This window comes from Synechococcus sp. A15-60 (assembly GCF_014280095.1).
Lineage (GTDB): Bacteria > Cyanobacteriota > Cyanobacteriia > PCC-6307 > Cyanobiaceae > Synechococcus_C.
In genome coordinates this window covers 144,100-160,660 of record NZ_CP047933.1, presented here as the reverse complement: position 1 = coordinate 160,660, position 16,561 = coordinate 144,100, and the positions used below count along the sequence as shown (strand labels likewise).

Below are 16,561 nucleotides of genomic sequence, written 5' to 3'. Positions count from 1 at the left end.
GAATCGTCTGCGCGACAGCCTACTGAGCCTGCTCAGCGGTGATACTGCGGCCATCCGTACCGCGAAACCGCCATGGCACGTCTGGAGCAGGCCCTGCAACTGCGACAGCTGGCTCAGCGGTTGGTCGCTTCCAACCCAGACCAGGGTCTGGACACAAGCGTGGTGTTTGCATCGATGACGAAGCTGCTGCGCTCGCGACCGCGCATCGTCGCCAGCCTGCGCCAAGGCCTGGTCTGCCGAACCGCTCGCAAGATCAATCACTCCAAACTGAATCTTTGGGCAGCTCTTGCCAGACCCGCGCAAGCCAATGCCAGGCAGTTCAATGATCTGCTGAGCACCGTCCAACAAACGGCTGCCTGGACGCAGGCCTGCGATGCCGCCCTGCATCACCAGGAATCCCTGGCGCAACAACCTTGGAATTACCAAGCACGACTTCAAAATGTTGCTCAAGTGCTCAACAACTTGCGAGGCCGGCTGCAGCAAAGCGGCGGCCACCGCATTTTCTTCTGGCATCACTTTGATGCTCTCGGCTATGTGCCCATCAGCTGGAGAGAGGTGCTTCAGGCCCTCAATCAGCAAGGCTGGGTCGTGGTGGTGTCCAGCTCGACCCTCAGCGACGAGGCCAACCAACAACTGGAGGCCTGCGGCTGCATCGTCAGCTGGCGCGACAACCAAGGCCTCTGCTTGGGCGCCTACAAAGACTTCTGTTGTCTGATCAGCGAGAACCCAGATCTTCGTAATCCATTGCAATCACTGGTGCTTTGCAACGACAGCACGCTTCCAGTGGGAGGACCTGAACCCTTCTGCAGGGAAATGGAACGACTCACCAGCAATAGAACGGAACAGGCCCCAGAACTGACCGGCCTCACCGATTCCATCGAGACCGATGCCTATCACCTGCAGACCTATTGCATCGCGGCCAACCACGCCTTGTTGAAGGATCCAAGCTGGGAGCAGTTCTGGCAACAGTTCAATCCTTTTGGATCGAAAGACGATCTGATTCAACGTGGGGAAATCGGCCTGTCGCAGTGGCTGATCAAGCATGACGTGAGCCTGCAGCCCAGCTATTCACTCACCGCCATGCTGCTCAACAGCGCTGACCTGCGCAGCGAGCTGGATTGCCACGGATTAGACCACCCAAACAGCATCAATCCAACGCTGATGGGATGGAAAACACTTCTCAAACAAGGCTTTCCACTGATCAAGAAACACCTGCTCTTTGATCCACCCAAGGTGCTCTCCGGACCCATTCCCCTAAGCGAATTGGCCGACCAGCTGAACACAAGCAACAAGCAGCTTGAACAAGACCTGAAGCGACTGCTGCAATCGCGATTCCTAAAGGCTTGATAGAGTCCGGCATCGCCAGATAAGACTTTGCAGCTTTCTGTTCTCGTGGTTTCCAGAACTGCTGAGCGGCTCTCAACACTGCTGAGCTCGATCTCAGCGGCCACCAGTCTCAGCGCCCAAGACGTGGAAATCCTTTGCTCTTGGAATGGAAGCGAAGACGATGAACAATTGATTGAGAATCACTCGGGCTACGAATTTTTTATTGCGCAACGCAAGCCCTATCACTTTGCATCCAACATCAATCAATTGGCCAACCATGCCAGCGGAGATGTGGTGGCCTTGGTGAACGACGACGTTGTGCTCGACCCAGGCAGCCTAGATGCCGGACTCGCATGCTTATCCGAACAATCGCCGGCCACCATTGTTGGAGGCTTGCTACGCACTCCGGACGAACAATTGCAGCACGCCGGATTTTCCTTTGAGCTGAATCACAACCCCTATCACATCCTGGAGGGCATGATTGCAGCGGAAAATTTCGTCAACGATCAGACACCCTTTGAGGTACCGGCCGTCACAGCAGCTGTGGCGTTAATTCCGCGGCAAACCTTTCTGCAGTTGGGCCTGAATGAAAACTACCAACGCTGTGGTGAAGACGTGGAATTCAATCTGGACCTGCGCCAAAAGTTAAATGGCCACGTTTTTCTTTGCCCTGGATTCAGTGGCGTCCACGCCGAAAGCGCAACGCGTGCCGAACAGGGAGAAACAGGAAACACCTCGGAAGATCAGGTCAAATTAAGGACGCGGCGACGACACTTTGTTGAACAGGCGAGCGCTGACCAGCTGCGCGTCGAGTTGGCGATGGCCGCACGCGAACGGACACTTGCCAGACACTTGCTCCAACAAAGACTTGCAGAATTAGAGCGAGATCGCGCCGAGCTCGAACAACAGCGAGCAGATCTGGAGATCGAAAGGCTGCAGATCGACCGCGATTACTGGAAGCGACAAGCGCAAACCCTTCAACTCGAAGCCCTGCGACTGCAGGACTCCTTGCAACGCGGGAGCGGAGTTTGAGCATGACCACCACTTCTCCTCGCCCTCAACCCCTGCAAGGCAAGCGTGTACTGGTCACGGCGCTTGACCTGGAGCAACGGGAACACCGCGGCATTGCCGTGTATTCCAAAGCCCTCATCCGCCATCTCAGGCAAATGGGAGCCGAGGTTTGGCTGCTGACTCAATTCCAACCGATCACCTCAGATCTGCGTTCGCTGCCCAAGGAAACACAGCGCATCATCTACAGCGCCCGAACTCTCAATGAACTGGTGCATGGCAAAACGGTTCACACGCCAAAACTGGAGCTCCTCTTTCCGTTTCTCGCCAAATTCGGCAACCGATACCGGCGCATTCGCAAGGGCCTGAATCGGATCTTCGGCAAAACATCCTTCCACCTGAAGGAACTGAAAAGCTTCCGCCTGAGTGAACTCAGCGACAACCCCAATCTGCGCATCAATCGACTGGATTACCTCCAAGATGTGGCAGGAATCGTCAGTCTGGATGATGTTTATGAAGCGAGCCAACTGGCTGCTTTACGCAAGCAACGCAAACCCGTGAGCATTGATCTACAGGGATTTGATGCGTTCATCACCTGCTGTCCGCTCAATCTGCAACCGCGCAACACGCCGGTGTTCGTGCAAACCGTGCACGATCTGATCGCGCTGGAATATGCGCCTCACAACGAGAACATGCGCCAGTTCACCCATCGCCTGCAGGCCTGTCTGCCGGCACAGCGCATCCATGTCTCCACCTCCACCTGCCGCAAATTTCATGACCACATCAATGTGAACGGGGGCCAGGGGCCGCTGGGTGGGGAAGACACCGTGGTGCAACCTCCCTCGCTGTATCTGCCTCCCCTGCAGCGCAACGCTGGCGATCAGGCCAATGACCTGCCGCCCTCCAGCTACCTGCTGCACGATCAGCGCTCACAACGCAAAAGCAAGCCGTCGGCCTTGCAACCCTTCCGCTACCTGCTGTTCAACTCCTCGGTGGAGGCGCGCAAAAACCTGTTGTTCCTGGTCAAAGCCTTCGCCCAGTCAGGCCTGGGCCGTGAGGGAGTTCGCCTGTGCGTCACTGGAAAACTGAAATCCGATGCCTACAGCAAAGCCGTGAAGGAGGTGGTGGCGAATGAGCCGGCCATCCTGCTCACCGGTTATGTGGATGAAGCCACCAAACTGGACCTCTACCTCAATGCCCTGGCACTGCTGAGCCCCTCCCTGGTAGAGGGCTTCGGGATTCCCGTGCTGGATGCCGCCTGCCTGGGGCTGCCTGCTCTGGCCAGCTCCTGCGATGCCCACCGCGAAATCCACGATCTGTTCGACTTCCGCAACTACGTGCTGCCGATCTCCATCCTGGAAACCCGCGACTGGGCTGTCGCCATGCAAGCCACCGCCTCCTTGCACGAGCACCTTGCGGATGCACCGGAACAGGAACGCATGCAGCGTCTCCGCCGCTACCTGCGCATGAGCCGCCAGATCGAAGAGCGTTTCGAAGACCAGATCGCCCAGCTGATGCTGAGCTGAGCTGGTTGTCGCCCGCTCAAGTGGTTCTGCAGAGCTGGCGGAACTGATCCTCGATGCTGGCCACCTGGGCCTTCACGCTCAAGGTCTGTGCCAGGGCATAGCCGGCCTGCGACAGCTGCGTCCACAGGCTGCGATCCTGCAGGCAGGCGATCACGTGATCGGCCAAGGCAGCACCGTCGTCCTCCACCGGAAAAAACAGCGATGAGTCCTGATGGAATTCCCGGTGGACGGGAATGTCGCTGATCAGCGTGGGTGTGCCCTCCGCCTTGGCCTCCAGAACGGGATAGTCAAATCCCTCCTCGGTGCTGGCGGACAGCAGCGCCAGGCTGGAGCGCAGATGCTGCAACAGCTGCGCTTGTGGCAGTGCATCCATCAACTGCACCTGCTCTGGCCGAGGCAACTGGCGATGCAGGCGTTGCACCAGGGCCGACTGGCGCCCGCCCCGCCCCACGATGCGCAACACGCCCCGCCACTGGGGCCGACGGCGCTGCAGCTGGTCGACGCCACGAAACAGAGCCGGCAGATTCTTGTTCACGTCATGGCGAGCCAGGGCCAGCAGGTCTTCGCTGGCCGGGCTCTGCACCGGTGGGCGCTGGATGGTGATGCCATTGGGAATCACCTCGATCCGATCCGCCTGCACACCGAAGGCCACCAGCTGATCGGCCACATACCGGCTGATGGCAATCAACCGGGTGGCGGTGCGGCAATGGCGGGGCTGCCAGAAGCGGTAGCGCAGCCAGGCTTTGCGGCTGTTGGAGGCCACTAACGGTGTGAGGTCGTGGCAGGTGATCAGCTGGGGAACCTGCGGCCACACCAGCAGCGCATCAAAAAAGGGCGAATAGATCCCCTCCAGCTGATCCACGGCAAGCCCATGGCGTTGCAGCAGGGACGGCAGGTCCAGGCCGTGCTGCACCAGGCTGTAACGCTGCAGGAAACGCATGGACCGCGCCGGCGCCCAGGGCGGTGAGTCCGTCGTCCATTCACTGGCCGGCACCAACTGGCCTTGACCCTCCCCCCCTAACTGCAAGCGCAGGCCATCCAGCTGAGGCACCACCCGCTGCACATAACTGCCGAAACCGGAATGCCCCGGCAACCAGGAGAGCAGATTGATCAGCCGGGTCATGACATTTGCAGTTGGAAGCAGGCTTCGATCAGATCAGGAAGGGAAGGTTGGGGCGCTCGCGGTTGATCAGGCGGATGGCCAACCAGATGCCCACCACATTGGCCAGCAGGATTAGCGCGTTTTGCGACCAGACCACCTCTCCGGTCATCAGGGTGTGACGCACTGGACTGAGCACGCGATACAGCGGATTGAAATTGGCCGTCCATTGCATCGCACCCAGATTCTTCTTCTCGTAAAGAATTGGCGACAACAGAAAGATCAACTGCAGGGCCACGGGCACCAGTTGATACAGGTCGCGAAAGCGGGTTCCCAGCAAGCAGATCAACACCGGAAACCAGTAGAGAAACAGCAGCAGATTGAGAATCGGCAGCCAACCGACAAACAGATAAGGAATCAAACTGAGCTGGAAAAAGCTGAGAACGCCCACCACCAGAAGGAAGGACATCAGAAAGGTCTGCAGCTGGAACGACCATTCCTCCAAGGTGTAAAACACCGGATTGAGGTTGGTGTTGTGCACGTGCGAATGGTTGTGCTCAAACAGGGTGGGTGCCGAAGAAATCGCAGCGGCCATCGTGTTCCACACCACCAGCCCCAGGCCTAAATACACCACGTAGGTCTGAAAATCCTGCACCTTGAACACGGTGCCGTAGACGGCCGACAGCACCGCCACCGAAAACAGGTTGGAGAGACCGAGCCAGAAGCTGCCGAAATAGGTGCGCACAAAACGGGCTCGGGTGCGGGCCGTGGCGGTGAACCACCAGACGCGACGCATGCGCCAGGCTTCCCTGAGGGTGCTGCGCACACTGCGGCGAGCGCTCTTGGCAGAACCAGGCAGAAGCGTTGACGTCATTAGGTTTGGTTGTAGAAGGCCAGGGCTTCGTTCAGCGGTCCATCGAAGACGATGCGACCTTCCCTGAACACCAAACCGCGGCTACAGAAACGCTCCAGCAGGGCCTCGGTGTGGGACGCAAGCAGCAACGTCCCCGCGGTATCGAGGAAACGCTCCAGACGCTCCTGAGCCCGGTCGTAAAAGTTGTTGTCCCCGGCACCGAAGCCCTCGTCCATGGCCAGACAGTCATGGCTGCCGCTGGTGAGCACCGCAAACAGCAGCCGGGCTGCCATGCCCTGGCTGAAGGTCTTCACCGGCAGATGAATGAAATCGCCCAGACCGGCAAAGGCCACCACATCCTCCTGAAAGGCCTCAAAGCCGCGCAGGTTGCCATGCACCAGCAGATAGTGGGCCTTCACAGCCTGCAGGCCACTGAGTTCATCGCTGGTGATGAAACTCTTGTGAATCATTGGGAATACCGGCACCTGAGCCTGAAACAGACCGGCCGTGGGTTGATAGATGCCCGAAATCAAGCGCAGAAACGTGCTCTTGCCCGCACCGTTGTGACCAATCAGGGCAATCCGCTCCCCCTCATGAATGGTGCAGTTGATGTCCTGCAGAGCGGTCACCACCGCCCCACCGCGCTGACGCCGCAGCGATCCGCCCGTGACCGAGCGGATCAACGACGCCTTGAGACTGCGGGTCTCATTGGTGAACACCGGAATATCAAGGCGCACACCCTCGAGGTGCAGCGCCACTGGTGCCGAGAGCCTGGAGCCTGGATCTGTCATTGAACTGGCAGCCAGCACTCCACATGTCAAAAACCCACACGAGAGTACCGGTTTAGGCCTGAATTGATCCCGCGCAGTTCCACAACTCCAACTGCCGAGACCAGACCGAACGATGAAACAAGCGCCGATAACGCTGGCGGGATAAGCGGCCTAGGGCCGCCCGATTCTCAGGGTCCGCCTGCAACTGGCGCAGGACCTCCGCCAGAGCCGCCGGCTGTTGCGACCAGGGGAACTGCTCCAACTGCCCCACCCATCCCATACCGGACCGCTGGCGCTGAAAGGCCAGAGACGCCATCCCCGCCGCCATTGCCTCCAGCTGGACGATGCCGAAGGCTTCATTGCAGCGATCCGACGGAAGCACCAGCAGATCCGCCCGCGCCAGACACTGCAGCTTGGCCGCTTCATCCAGGCGACCGTGAAAACAGACCGCAGCGCCGGAGCCCACCAGCGCTTGGGCCTGGGCCGCCAGGGCTGCGCGCTTGGGACCATCCCCCACCACATCCAGGCGCCAGGGCTGGGGCAGCTGCGCAAGGGCCTCCAGCAGCCAATCCACGCGCTTGTAACTGTCCAGCCGACCGATGAACAGCACGGCCATCGCGGCGTTCCCTGCGGGCTGCCGCTCTGGCAGCGCCAGGGCCACCGATTCCTGTTCGGCACTGAGGCAGCAGGGCAGCACATGAATGCGGTCCGTCTTGCAGCCGCAACGCGCCAACTCGGCCGCCAGCACCGGTGAGGTGGTGATGACGGCCGACAACCAGGGCAGCGTCGCCTGGGCCAGCCATTGGTACAAGGCAAACAAACGGCCGCTGAGGCCTGGCGAACGCTCCAAGAAACAATGCCAGTGGGCAGTGACACGGCGTCTGGGCCGCAGCAAGCGCGCCAGCAGCAGCAGCGCCAACACCCCCGGCGAGGGCAAGTGGCCATGCAGCGGCTGTGATGACAACAGCAGCGTCCACCAACGCCTGGAGGGCAAAGGAATGAGCAGGCGCCCAACGGTCAGCCGCGGCAGGCGGATGCGGGAATAGGACACCGGCAAAGGATCCGGCTCGCACCGCCGCTGCGGCTGGGCATCAAAGCTATACACCGCACCGCCCCACACCAGTGCCAATTCATGGGCCACGCGCTCCACCCCGCCGTAACCCGGCGGCCACTCCCGCAGCAGTTGAAGAATCATGGACTGGCCAGGGGCAACGCCAACCAGGGATGCCGATCCTGCAGGGTGCGCGACAGGGCCCGCCAGTGGCTGTTGGTGGCGGTGTGACTCATCGACTGATCGTGGCTGCGATACACGGCCAGGATGCGCGGACACTGCACCCCGTGAAAGCCGGCCTCGAGCAACTTGCACCAGAAATCGAAGTCTTCCCAACCGCCTTCGATGTGGGTGTAGCCGCCAGCCGTCTCCCAGGCACTTCGACGCACCATGGCCATGGCATCCACCACATTGCCAGCCAGAAAATGCTCCCGGAGCCAACTGAGCGTGCCCACCAGGCTCCGGGCATCATCAGCACGCCCGGGCTCCGCTTCGACGGCCAGAAGCGGATGCACCACCGCCAAGGCATCACCACCGGCTTGTGCCAGGCCTAAACAGGCCGACACCGCCTCGGGATATAGGGCGTTATCGGCATCGAGCACAAAACACCAGGGCGCTCTTGCGGCACGGAAGGCGGTGTTGCGCGCCGCAGCCAGGCCTGCATTCGCTTGATGGCTGAGCAACAACAGACGCACAAAACCATGGCCAGCGCTCTGCAGCTGGGCCTGCATCCAACCCTTCACCTGCTCGACACCGGCATCGGTCGAGGCGTCATCCACCACGATCAGTTCCAATTGCTGGCAGGTCTGGGCAACAACGCTGTCTAGTGCCGCCGTGATGCGATCGGCGTAGTTGAACAGGCTGACGACCACAGCCGCGGCCGGTGCTCGATCGTTGCACCAGTGAAATGCGGTCTCCTGGGGAGGAGAGGTCCTGTCCTGAGCCAAGGCGCGCAGCGGCGTGCCTTGATGCATGGCACGAAGATCGGCCGGAGCCGCCGATGGGGGGAGGCTGCAAGGCTCTGCTTGCCCCTGCGCGAGCCGGCTCCACAGCTCCGGCACTGGACCATCCGCAGCATGCACAAGCCGTGCACCCACGCGTGCAGCCGCCTGCAACCAACCAGCACGGGCCAAACCGGAGGGGGCATCGACCGGTGTGAGCTGCGGCCAACCCGGGGCGTAATGAATGGCCGGTTGCAGCGAAGCACCCCGCTGTGACTCCATGGCCAGGGCGCGATCAAACACAGAACCAGCATGGCCGAGAACGATGAGAGCCTGCGGCTGCGGTGCTGCCAGCCCCAAATGCTGGGCCCAGGCGCCACGGTCGAGCGCCGCAGACTGCTGCAGCCAACCGTTAACGGGACCATCCGGATCGAGCCAACCGACAGACAGACCACAAGCTCTCAGCAGCAACACCCGTGCAGGATCCGGGTCCAGCACCAAGGGCTGCGCCTGCAGATGCCCCAGCCACTGGGCGCGGCGTTCCAGCGGCGGCAACTCCAGATTGAGTAGCAGCTGCTGCAAGGGGCCTGTGCCCTCTGGCCTGTGAAACACCAGCTGATGGCCGGCGCTGTGTTGGCGGTCTAGCACCAGCTGCTCCAGGCCTGACAACGGCAGGCGCTGCATCAGTAGATGGGGCTCCCACTCCATCCAGTTAGCGCCGCAAAGCTCCACGCGAAACGCCTCCGCCAGCGGCGGCAGCTCAGCCAGCTGCGGGGCCGGGTGATCGCGATGACGCTCCAACCACTGAGGCCAGCACTGGGGCTGGGAGGCCAAGGCCTCTCCCTGCAGCAGCGGATCCTCGCCCTGATCCAGGCGGCTTGGGGGGGTGCTGGCTGGCCATCGTTTTGGGAGAGGCCGACGCAGAAGACGCCGATGCAGCCGACGCACGGCCGGGTCAAGCGCACGTCGGGCGTGCTCCAGTTGTGGTCCGCGACGCTCCGGTTGGATCAGGGCCAGCGCCTGCTGTCGCTGCGTGGACGAAGGTTCGCTGCACGGCAACAGGCAGCAGAGCTGCTCCAGCGCAGCCTGGGGTTGCGTGAACCACGCCCCGAAATGGATCACCTCCAGCGGTACCCCAGCCGTTCGGGCGTCCTGAATCAGCTCCAGGTTGTGGCGCCACCAGAGCTGCTGGGCGTGATTGAGGCTGATCCCCGCCGCATCCCCACCCGATCGCTGCAATGAAGCCTGCAGCTCAGCAGGGTCGCGCACGCACAACAACAGTTGAAGCGGACGCTGCAATGCCTGAGCCAACTGAATCCACAGAGGCAGCAGTCGAGAGCCGCGGGGATCGGTGATCACCCAAGCCTGTGCTTGTTGCTCAGCGTCCTGCGTCAGCAGGGCTTGGAGGCGTTCGCGGGCCTGGGCCGTGGCTGGCTGCTCGAGCCAGTCCACTGGAAGGGCCTGGGTGGCTTGCCTGGAGGGCCACCAGCGCTCCAAATCAATCAGCAACCGATCCTGGATAGTCACCAGCTGCTCAGCGAAGCCGGCATCCATCACCGACAGGCCCAGACCAGCCAGCAGGTCACGAAGCAGAGAGAGACCACTGCGAGGCATCCCCACCACCAGAACTAGAGGAGGCTTCGGCAATGCCTGCGCGGTCGATGAACGGCGCGACGTTATCGCGATCCACTCCGTTGCAGTGATGTCAGCATGTGCCACTGACATCCGGCGGGGCTCTGGCGTGGCGAGATCAACGGTTCAACGCTGCGTCCTGGTGCTGGGCATGCACAACAGCGGCACCAGCCTGCTGGGCAATCTGATGCACACCGCCGGCATCCCACTCGGGCCCGACCTCCTGCTGCGCGAACGCATCCCGGAAGAGAAACGGCCCCGTTACGACTACTTCGAAGATGAAGCCATCGTGCAACTGCAGGATGCCTGCCTGCTGGACCTGCAGCGCCACTGGAGCAGCTACCGCAGTGCCTTCCGCCTGCCGGAGCGGCAGCATCCCGCCCGGGAGCAATTCCGCCAGAAGCTGGCCAAGCTGATTCCCCTGCGCTTGCAGAAGGACGCGATGTGGCTGGTGAAAGACCCGCGCAGCGCCGTGCTGGTGGAGGACTGGCTGGAGGTGCTGAAGACCCTGAACGTTGAAGCACGGCCGCTGATCGTTCACCGCGATCCGGCCAGCAACATCCGCTCCTTCAGCAGCAAGGGGCAGGTGCCGGCACTCTGGGCGGAAGCGCTGTGGCAACGCACTTACGCCGAAGCGCTGCTGGCGGCCTCAACAGTGCCGCAGGGGAACACGGCCTTCACGAGCTTTGATGCGCTGATGGGGAAACCAGCCCAGGAGATCAAGCGCCTGTGCGACTGGCTGGAACGACCGCTGAGCGCCGAGGCCGAAACCCTCCTCTCCAGCCGCGTGGACCGCAACCTGCCAACGCAGGCCAAGGACAACCTCAGCGGCGCTGGCTCTGTGGCTGAGCTGCATCCCGGCACCGAGGCGCTGCAAGTCCGCCTGCAGAACGGCGTCCCTGACTGCGCCGGGTTGCCAACACTGCTGGCGGATGAACTGGAGCAAGCCGCGAACCAGTCCGCCGCCCCCCTGGAACTGAACCGATTTCAGCGGGAGCAGCAAACCCTGCTGCCGAAGGTGTCCGTGACGCTGGTGACCAGCGAGCTGCAGGGCTGGGGACCGGGTGGGGGCATCGGATCGGCGATGCGGGAACTGGCCGTGACGCTGCGATCGGCAGGACACCCCGTGACGGTGCTGCTGGTGCAACCGGGAGCCGCGGCCGATGGCCCGGCCCTGGAGGGGTTGGCCGTGCATCACCTGGACAGCAGTGGGTGCAGTCGTCTGGCCTTGGTGCGCCGGGTGGCCGCATGGCTCAGGGATCACCGCACCGACGTGGTGCATCTGCACGACTGGCTTGGCCTGGCCAGCGGACTTAAGGAGGCCTTGCAACCGCATCCACCCCAACTGGTGGTGGGGATTCACGGGCCGAGCGCCTGGGCCCGCCACGGCAATCCCTGGCCCAGGGACGCGCAAGGCGGACTGCTCGCAGAGGAAGACCAGCTCTTCGACGAAGGCGTGGTGAGGGCCCTGGAACTGGATGGCCTATTGCAGGCCGATTGGCTGGTGTCTCCCTCTGCAGCGATGGCGACCTGGGTGAGCGACAACCTGCTCAATGGCCACAGGCCTGAGCACCTGCTGGTGAACCGCAATTGCCCACTGGCGCAGCGCCTCCAGCGCCCTGAACGGAACAACACGGGCAGCCCAGAAGGCTTGGATCTGGTGTATTTCGGGCGCCTGGAACAACGCAAAGGTCTGGCGCTGTTTTTGGAGGCCCTACTGAAGATGAACACACGCCCCCAACGGGTGCTGTTTCTGGGCAGTGATTGCGTGGTGGGGCGCCACAGCAACGGCGAGCCGCTCTGGGGGAAGGAGCTGATCGCTCAGACGCTGCAGGGCAGCGGCATCGCGGTGCAACACGAACAGGATCTGCTGCGGGACGCCGCCTTGCAACGTCTGCTGGAGCTCGATGCCGTGGTGGTGATCCCATCACTGATTGAAAACAGCCCCTGCGTGGTGGAGGAGCTGCTCGACAGCGGTCTCGCCATGGTTGTGACCGATGTGGGTGGAACCGCGGAACTGGTGCGCGCCCCAGACCGCCAGTGGCTGAGCCACGCCGACAGCGACGATCTCTCCCGTCATCTTGATGCCGCTCTCAGGGATCGCCAGCAGAAATCGGAGGCTTACCAACTGGGCTGTACCCTGCCCAGCTGGCGTATCCAGCAGAGCTGGCAAGCGTTTCACGAACGACTGCCGCGGCTGCATGTGGAACCAGAGCTGGAATCGGAGGTGCCGAAATCTCAAGAGGTGGAGGTGCACACCCCGGCAGCACCAGCCAAGCCGCTGTGGCGACGGGCTGCGGGCAAAGCCAAGCGTGGCGCCGGCCGGATCCGACGCAAACTGAACGCCTTGGTGACTCGGCGCTGATGGCATCCTTCCCCCCCTCCGCTCTCCAGCAGCTCAGCGATGCCGGCTGCCGCCGCTGGCGCGCCGCACGCGCTGAACTAGGACTGCGCGAACGTCATCCACGCCCCCATTTCCTGGGCGTGGGAACGCAGAAAGGTGGTACCACCAGCCTCTACCAACTGCTGAAAGGCCATCCGGACATCTACCTGCCGGACAACAAGGAAATTCACTATTTCACCAAGTTCTACGAACGCGGTGATGCCTGGTATCGCGAGAAATTCGAACCAGCCCCAGCGGGACAACTACGGGGTGAAATCACGCCCTACTACCTGTTCCACGCAGCAGTGCCCCAGCGGATCCACGCCCTGCGATCCGACATGAAAATCATCGCCCTGCTGCGTCATCCGGTGGAGCGCACGCTGTCGCAGTACTTCCACTCCTGCCGCTGGAAGCTGGAAACACTGCCACTGGACGACGCCTTAGCTGCTGAACCCGAACGGCTGGAGGGAGCACTGGAGGTGATCCACAAGCCTGGCGGCACCCACCTCAGCTATCAGGAGCACAGCTATCTGGCCCGCAGCCGCTACGACGAACAGCTGCCGCGCTTCTTCGAGCTGTTTGGCCGGAACAGGGTGTTGGTGCTGCGCAGCGATGATCTGTTCAGCGGCGACCGCCAGGCACTGGAGAGGATTCAGCAGTTTCTGAACATCCGCCCCTTCCCAGACGACACGCCGATCCCAGCTGAAAACAAAGGTGCTGGGGAAGCCGCACAGGTGCCCGAGGAGGTGCGCCAACGTCTGAAGGCACAACTGGAACCCACCTTTGCGTGGCTGGATCAGACCCTCGACATCCGCTGGTGATCGCCTAACCCGCCAGGGTGCGCGCCTGGGCCAACAATGCCAGGCCCAGGCGGTCGGGTTTCAGTCGTCGTTGACGCTGCCTCCAGCGCCGGTGCAAGTGGGGTTGCAGCCAGGCCTGCGACGGGGAATCCATCAGCAGCAGCAACCACCGGGCCAAGGCAGCGTGATCGTCCACATCCACGCAGGGGGCCGCTCCAGCACCCGCCTCACGCAAGCCACGGGCATCGGCACGGATCACCATCCCTCCTGCCGCCAAGGCTTCCACCACCGGCAGACCAAAGCCTTCAATGCGGCTGGGCACCACCACCGCCAGAGCGCGCCGGTACACCTCGGCCAGCTCGAGGTCGGTGAAGCCAGCACTGACCACGCGGCCCTGCAGGAAGGGATAGGCCTGTTCCAAGGCATGGGCATGGTGATCGGCGGCTGCACCACACACCACCAACTGAACCGACTCCAACCCAGGCTCACCCAGGGCCACTGCCACCAGTTCGGGGTTCTTGTAGCTGCCGATGGAGGAACTGGCGGGCAACACCACCAGCGGCGTGGTCAAACCGGATGCGCGCTGCACGTTCGCCCACAAGCGTTCCCGGGCCGCCGGCTCCGGCCGCTCCAGAAAGCAGGTGGCCACTGCTGGATGCCACCAAGAGATGCTGCCTGCGGGCCGCTGCAGCAGGCCCTCCAGATCTGTCGCCGTGGCTGACGACACCGCGAGGTGGGCCGAGGCGCCCGTCAGCCAACGGCGTCGCTGACGGCGCAACGGCTCGGGCGTCTGGCTGCGTTCGGGCATGCAGTCATGCACCAGTGCTAGTTCCGGGCAGACCGGCTGCCCCTCACCGCACACCGTGATCCAGGAGGAGAGAAACACCTGGGCACCCAGTTCCGTTGCCAGCCGCCCGTTTGCATCGGAACAGCCCGCCACAGCGGCCATATCGAGGGGATCCAAAGGCGGCCGCTCCACCAGGGCAAAGCGGCTGAGCAGCGCGGAGCGGGCCTCCCGATCAATCAGCGTGATTGGTGCAGCCGCAGACACCAGGCCCGGCAGGCTCCAGGTGGTGAGGATCTGCTCCCAGACCCTGGTGATCCCGCCAGTCGGCCGCTGTAACCAGAGTGCATCGACCAAAAGATGGGGTGCCGGCTCTCCGCGCAGGCGGCGTTCAAGCTCATGAAGCAAGTGAGCGCCCTGCCCTACTTCGTTCGCTCCACGACGCCTCTGGTCATCGAGCCAATTCAGACAAGCCATCGGACCATGGAGACGCAGAACATCAAGCGCGTTTGTCAGCACCGATCGAAGCCCACGTCAGCCAACCCAATGTGCCCGAAAACGATCACATGATCTTGGCTGCTGAAAGCAGAATTCAAGCAATCAATCGCTAATTTTTAACTGGGATAGCGATTAACAAGATGCCGAGAGGCCTTCATCCACGTCTTCGCCTCATCACCAACAAAATGAACAATAAAATCGCCCTCTTGAATCTGCCATGGATATGCATTGAGTCGTCCTTGAGGCCAAACCTTGCATTTTGAACGCCAAGGCTCTGCAATTTCAGACTCCGCACACGATGCACGTTCGACATCGACAGGGCAATGGGTTGCTTGAAACTTTTTGAGCCTCCGGTAAGGATTGCCAGGACAACCATTGATGTTGTTGAAACCAGTTGCCCACGTGTCTGACTTCAGAGGATCAGCGCCCCCCAAGAGAGCAATCGCTGCTGGACCATCCATGAGCCCACCAGACCAATAATGACTTGTTGCAAGCCTTGCATCAGTAGGGCCACGCATGGCCCACCAAGCATCCAAAAAGCTGAGTGCAGCAGCATCACATCGAAACAACAAATGTCCCGTGTTAATAACATCACTCTGATCACCCGTGAATTGAATCGAGGCCGTCGAACCCTCTAAGAATGACTCGAGTGGAAAGCCAGAATCTAAAAACCAAGAATCACCATCCATCCAAAACAAAGCCTCATAACGCCCCGCTAACAATTGCGAGCGCAATCTTGCAACCCTCTCCCAACTATGGTGCAATTCGGGCGAACTCCTCTGCAAAGCGGGAAAGTAGTCATAGCCATGATGCAGGCAATAGAAAAGATGGTTAGCAAGAGAGTCTCGAGACCAATAAGGGCGGCCATAAAAACTACTCAGTACAGCAATTCGCGGCCTTAAAGATCGAATACGGCCAAAAGCGGTTGCGCTAACCATGCAAGACTTGACCTGCTCCAACAAAGAATTTCCAGAAACAATTAATGCCGAAACATCAATCGGGTTTGAGCCAACATAGCCGGTAGAGTCCAGAGCTGATAGTGCGCAATAAGAGCGGCCATACAAGCCACAAAGATTGTGATAATCAGCCTTGTGATACTCAGGCGGATGCTTCGAACAAGACTCCCAAGAAGCCAGCCGACCACTCCGGTGAGCTTCACATAATGGATCACAATTCCAAAGGCGCCGGAAGTCAATTTCAAGAACCTGACAGTCCACTGGGGTAAAGACCAAGTTGGTCAATCCAGACCCATGCGCACCAATCAGAACCCGTGCTTGCCCGACAGCACGCCATTGATCCAAAGGATCAAGGTCCTCGAACACAACAACTTTTAAAAAAATGCCCACTTCGGCCAGCCGAGGCGCAAGCCACTGCTCAAGGCATTCATTGGTTTCTGCAACGCGCAGCACGCGGCTCTCCCTGCGCTGAATCAGCACGCACTCGCGAGCCGGCCCGGGCAACACCCGGTGATGGCGCTGAATACGGGTCACCATGTCCCGCGCCTTGGGACAGGGCTGACAATCCGCAAAACGCCGATAGGGGACCAGCCAGTTGCTCTCGAGCTGAGGATTGAGCTGAGCAGGGCCCAAAGGAATGGGCTGGTGACCTGGGGGCAAATCGTCAGCTGCCGTGAAGACAGGAAGCAGACCTTCCAAAGCACGGTGCCGCCAACTCCCTGCAAACGAAGCAGGGATCAAAGCAGCCCAATCCTGATCTGGTTCGAGCGTCAAGCGATCGTGAACCGCTTTCAACTCGAGAGCGAACAAATGAAACAGGACGCGGTCCTCTGCGAGCAGATGCAAAACCCGCATGTCGGAAGCGTCTCGATGACTGCCTGCATTTTGACAAGCACCGCTTTACACGACTGAAGCCCGCACCGAAGCGTTTGCT

The 16,561-nt window shown here is 61.2% G+C and carries 12 protein-coding genes; 5 read left to right on the top strand and 7 right to left on the bottom strand.

Features of this window, described 5'->3' with window-relative positions; genetic code table 11:
• The first annotated feature begins 72 nt into the window (after positions 1 to 72).
• The 3 genes from SynA1560_RS00705 to SynA1560_RS00695 are packed head-to-tail and all read left to right on the top strand — an operon-like array spanning position 73 to position 3,860.
• A complete protein-coding gene (locus SynA1560_RS00705) occupies positions 73 to 1,347 on the top strand; it encodes a rhamnan synthesis F family protein (protein ID WP_186500913.1) in 1,275 nt (424 codons plus the stop codon).
• A gap of 45 nt (positions 1,348 to 1,392) precedes the next feature.
• Positions 1,393 to 2,358 (top strand): glycosyltransferase, encoded by a 966-nt coding sequence (locus SynA1560_RS00700; protein WP_186500912.1) that lies wholly within the window; start codon positions 1,393 to 1,395, stop codon positions 2,356 to 2,358.
• A gap of 2 nt (positions 2,359 to 2,360) precedes the next feature.
• The gene (locus SynA1560_RS00695) at positions 2,361 to 3,860 is read left to right on the top strand and encodes a glycosyltransferase (protein WP_186500911.1); all 1,500 of its coding nucleotides are present in this window, start codon (positions 2,361 to 2,363) and stop codon (positions 3,858 to 3,860) included.
• Positions 3,861 to 3,876: 16 nt separating this feature from the next.
• Here SynA1560_RS00695 and SynA1560_RS00690 read toward each other — a convergent pair whose 3' ends face one another.
• From SynA1560_RS00690 to SynA1560_RS00670, 5 genes are read right to left on the bottom strand one after another with little or no spacing between them, the layout of a single operon-like run.
• The gene (locus tag SynA1560_RS00690; protein ID WP_186500910.1) at positions 3,877 to 4,983 is read right to left on the bottom strand and encodes a glycosyltransferase family 1 protein; all 1,107 of its coding nucleotides are present in this window, start codon (positions 4,981 to 4,983) and stop codon (positions 3,877 to 3,879) included.
• Positions 4,984 to 5,011: 28 nt separating this feature from the next.
• Positions 5,012 to 5,833 (bottom strand): ABC transporter permease, encoded by an 822-nt coding sequence (locus SynA1560_RS00685; protein ID WP_186500909.1) that lies wholly within the window; start codon positions 5,831 to 5,833, stop codon positions 5,012 to 5,014.
• Positions 5,833 to 6,603 carry an ABC transporter ATP-binding protein gene (locus SynA1560_RS00680; protein ID WP_186500908.1) on the bottom strand — a complete coding sequence of 257 codons (771 nt, stop codon included), beginning with the start codon at positions 6,601 to 6,603 and terminating at the stop codon, positions 5,833 to 5,835. The genes SynA1560_RS00685 and SynA1560_RS00680 overlap by 1 nt, the downstream gene beginning before the upstream one ends.
• A 52-nt stretch (positions 6,604 to 6,655) precedes the next feature.
• Positions 6,656 to 7,777, bottom strand: a complete 1,122-nt coding sequence (locus tag SynA1560_RS00675) for a glycosyltransferase family 4 protein (RefSeq protein ID WP_186500907.1) — start codon at positions 7,775 to 7,777, stop codon at positions 6,656 to 6,658.
• Positions 7,774 to 10,221, bottom strand: coding sequence for a glycosyltransferase (locus SynA1560_RS00670; RefSeq protein WP_186500906.1), 2,448 nt, complete (start codon positions 10,219 to 10,221; stop codon positions 7,774 to 7,776). Before SynA1560_RS00670 ends, SynA1560_RS00675 begins: the two co-directional genes overlap by 4 nt.
• 55 nt (positions 10,222 to 10,276) lie before the next feature.
• Between SynA1560_RS00670 and SynA1560_RS00665 the strand changes: the two genes are divergently transcribed.
• On the top strand, positions 10,277 to 12,571 hold the full coding sequence (locus SynA1560_RS00665) for a glycosyltransferase (RefSeq protein WP_222930220.1): 2,295 nt from the start codon (positions 10,277 to 10,279) through the stop codon (positions 12,569 to 12,571).
• Complete coding sequence (locus tag SynA1560_RS00660; RefSeq protein WP_186500904.1) at positions 12,571 to 13,410, top strand: sulfotransferase domain-containing protein; 840 nt, start codon at positions 12,571 to 12,573, stop codon at positions 13,408 to 13,410. The genes SynA1560_RS00665 and SynA1560_RS00660 overlap by 1 nt, the downstream gene beginning before the upstream one ends.
• 4 nt (positions 13,411 to 13,414) lie before the next feature.
• Here the strand turns inward: SynA1560_RS00660 and SynA1560_RS00655 are convergent, their stop codons facing one another.
• Together SynA1560_RS00655 and SynA1560_RS00650 are read right to left on the bottom strand one after the other, a co-directional pair.
• Positions 13,415 to 14,692, bottom strand: a complete 1,278-nt coding sequence (locus SynA1560_RS00655) for a glycosyltransferase (protein WP_186500903.1) — start codon at positions 14,690 to 14,692, stop codon at positions 13,415 to 13,417.
• Between the two features lie 95 nt (positions 14,693 to 14,787).
• Entirely contained in the window at positions 14,788 to 16,482 is a 1,695-nt protein-coding gene (locus SynA1560_RS00650; RefSeq protein WP_186500902.1) for a glycosyltransferase 61 family protein, read from the bottom strand.
• Positions 16,483 to 16,561: the final 79 nt, after the last annotated feature.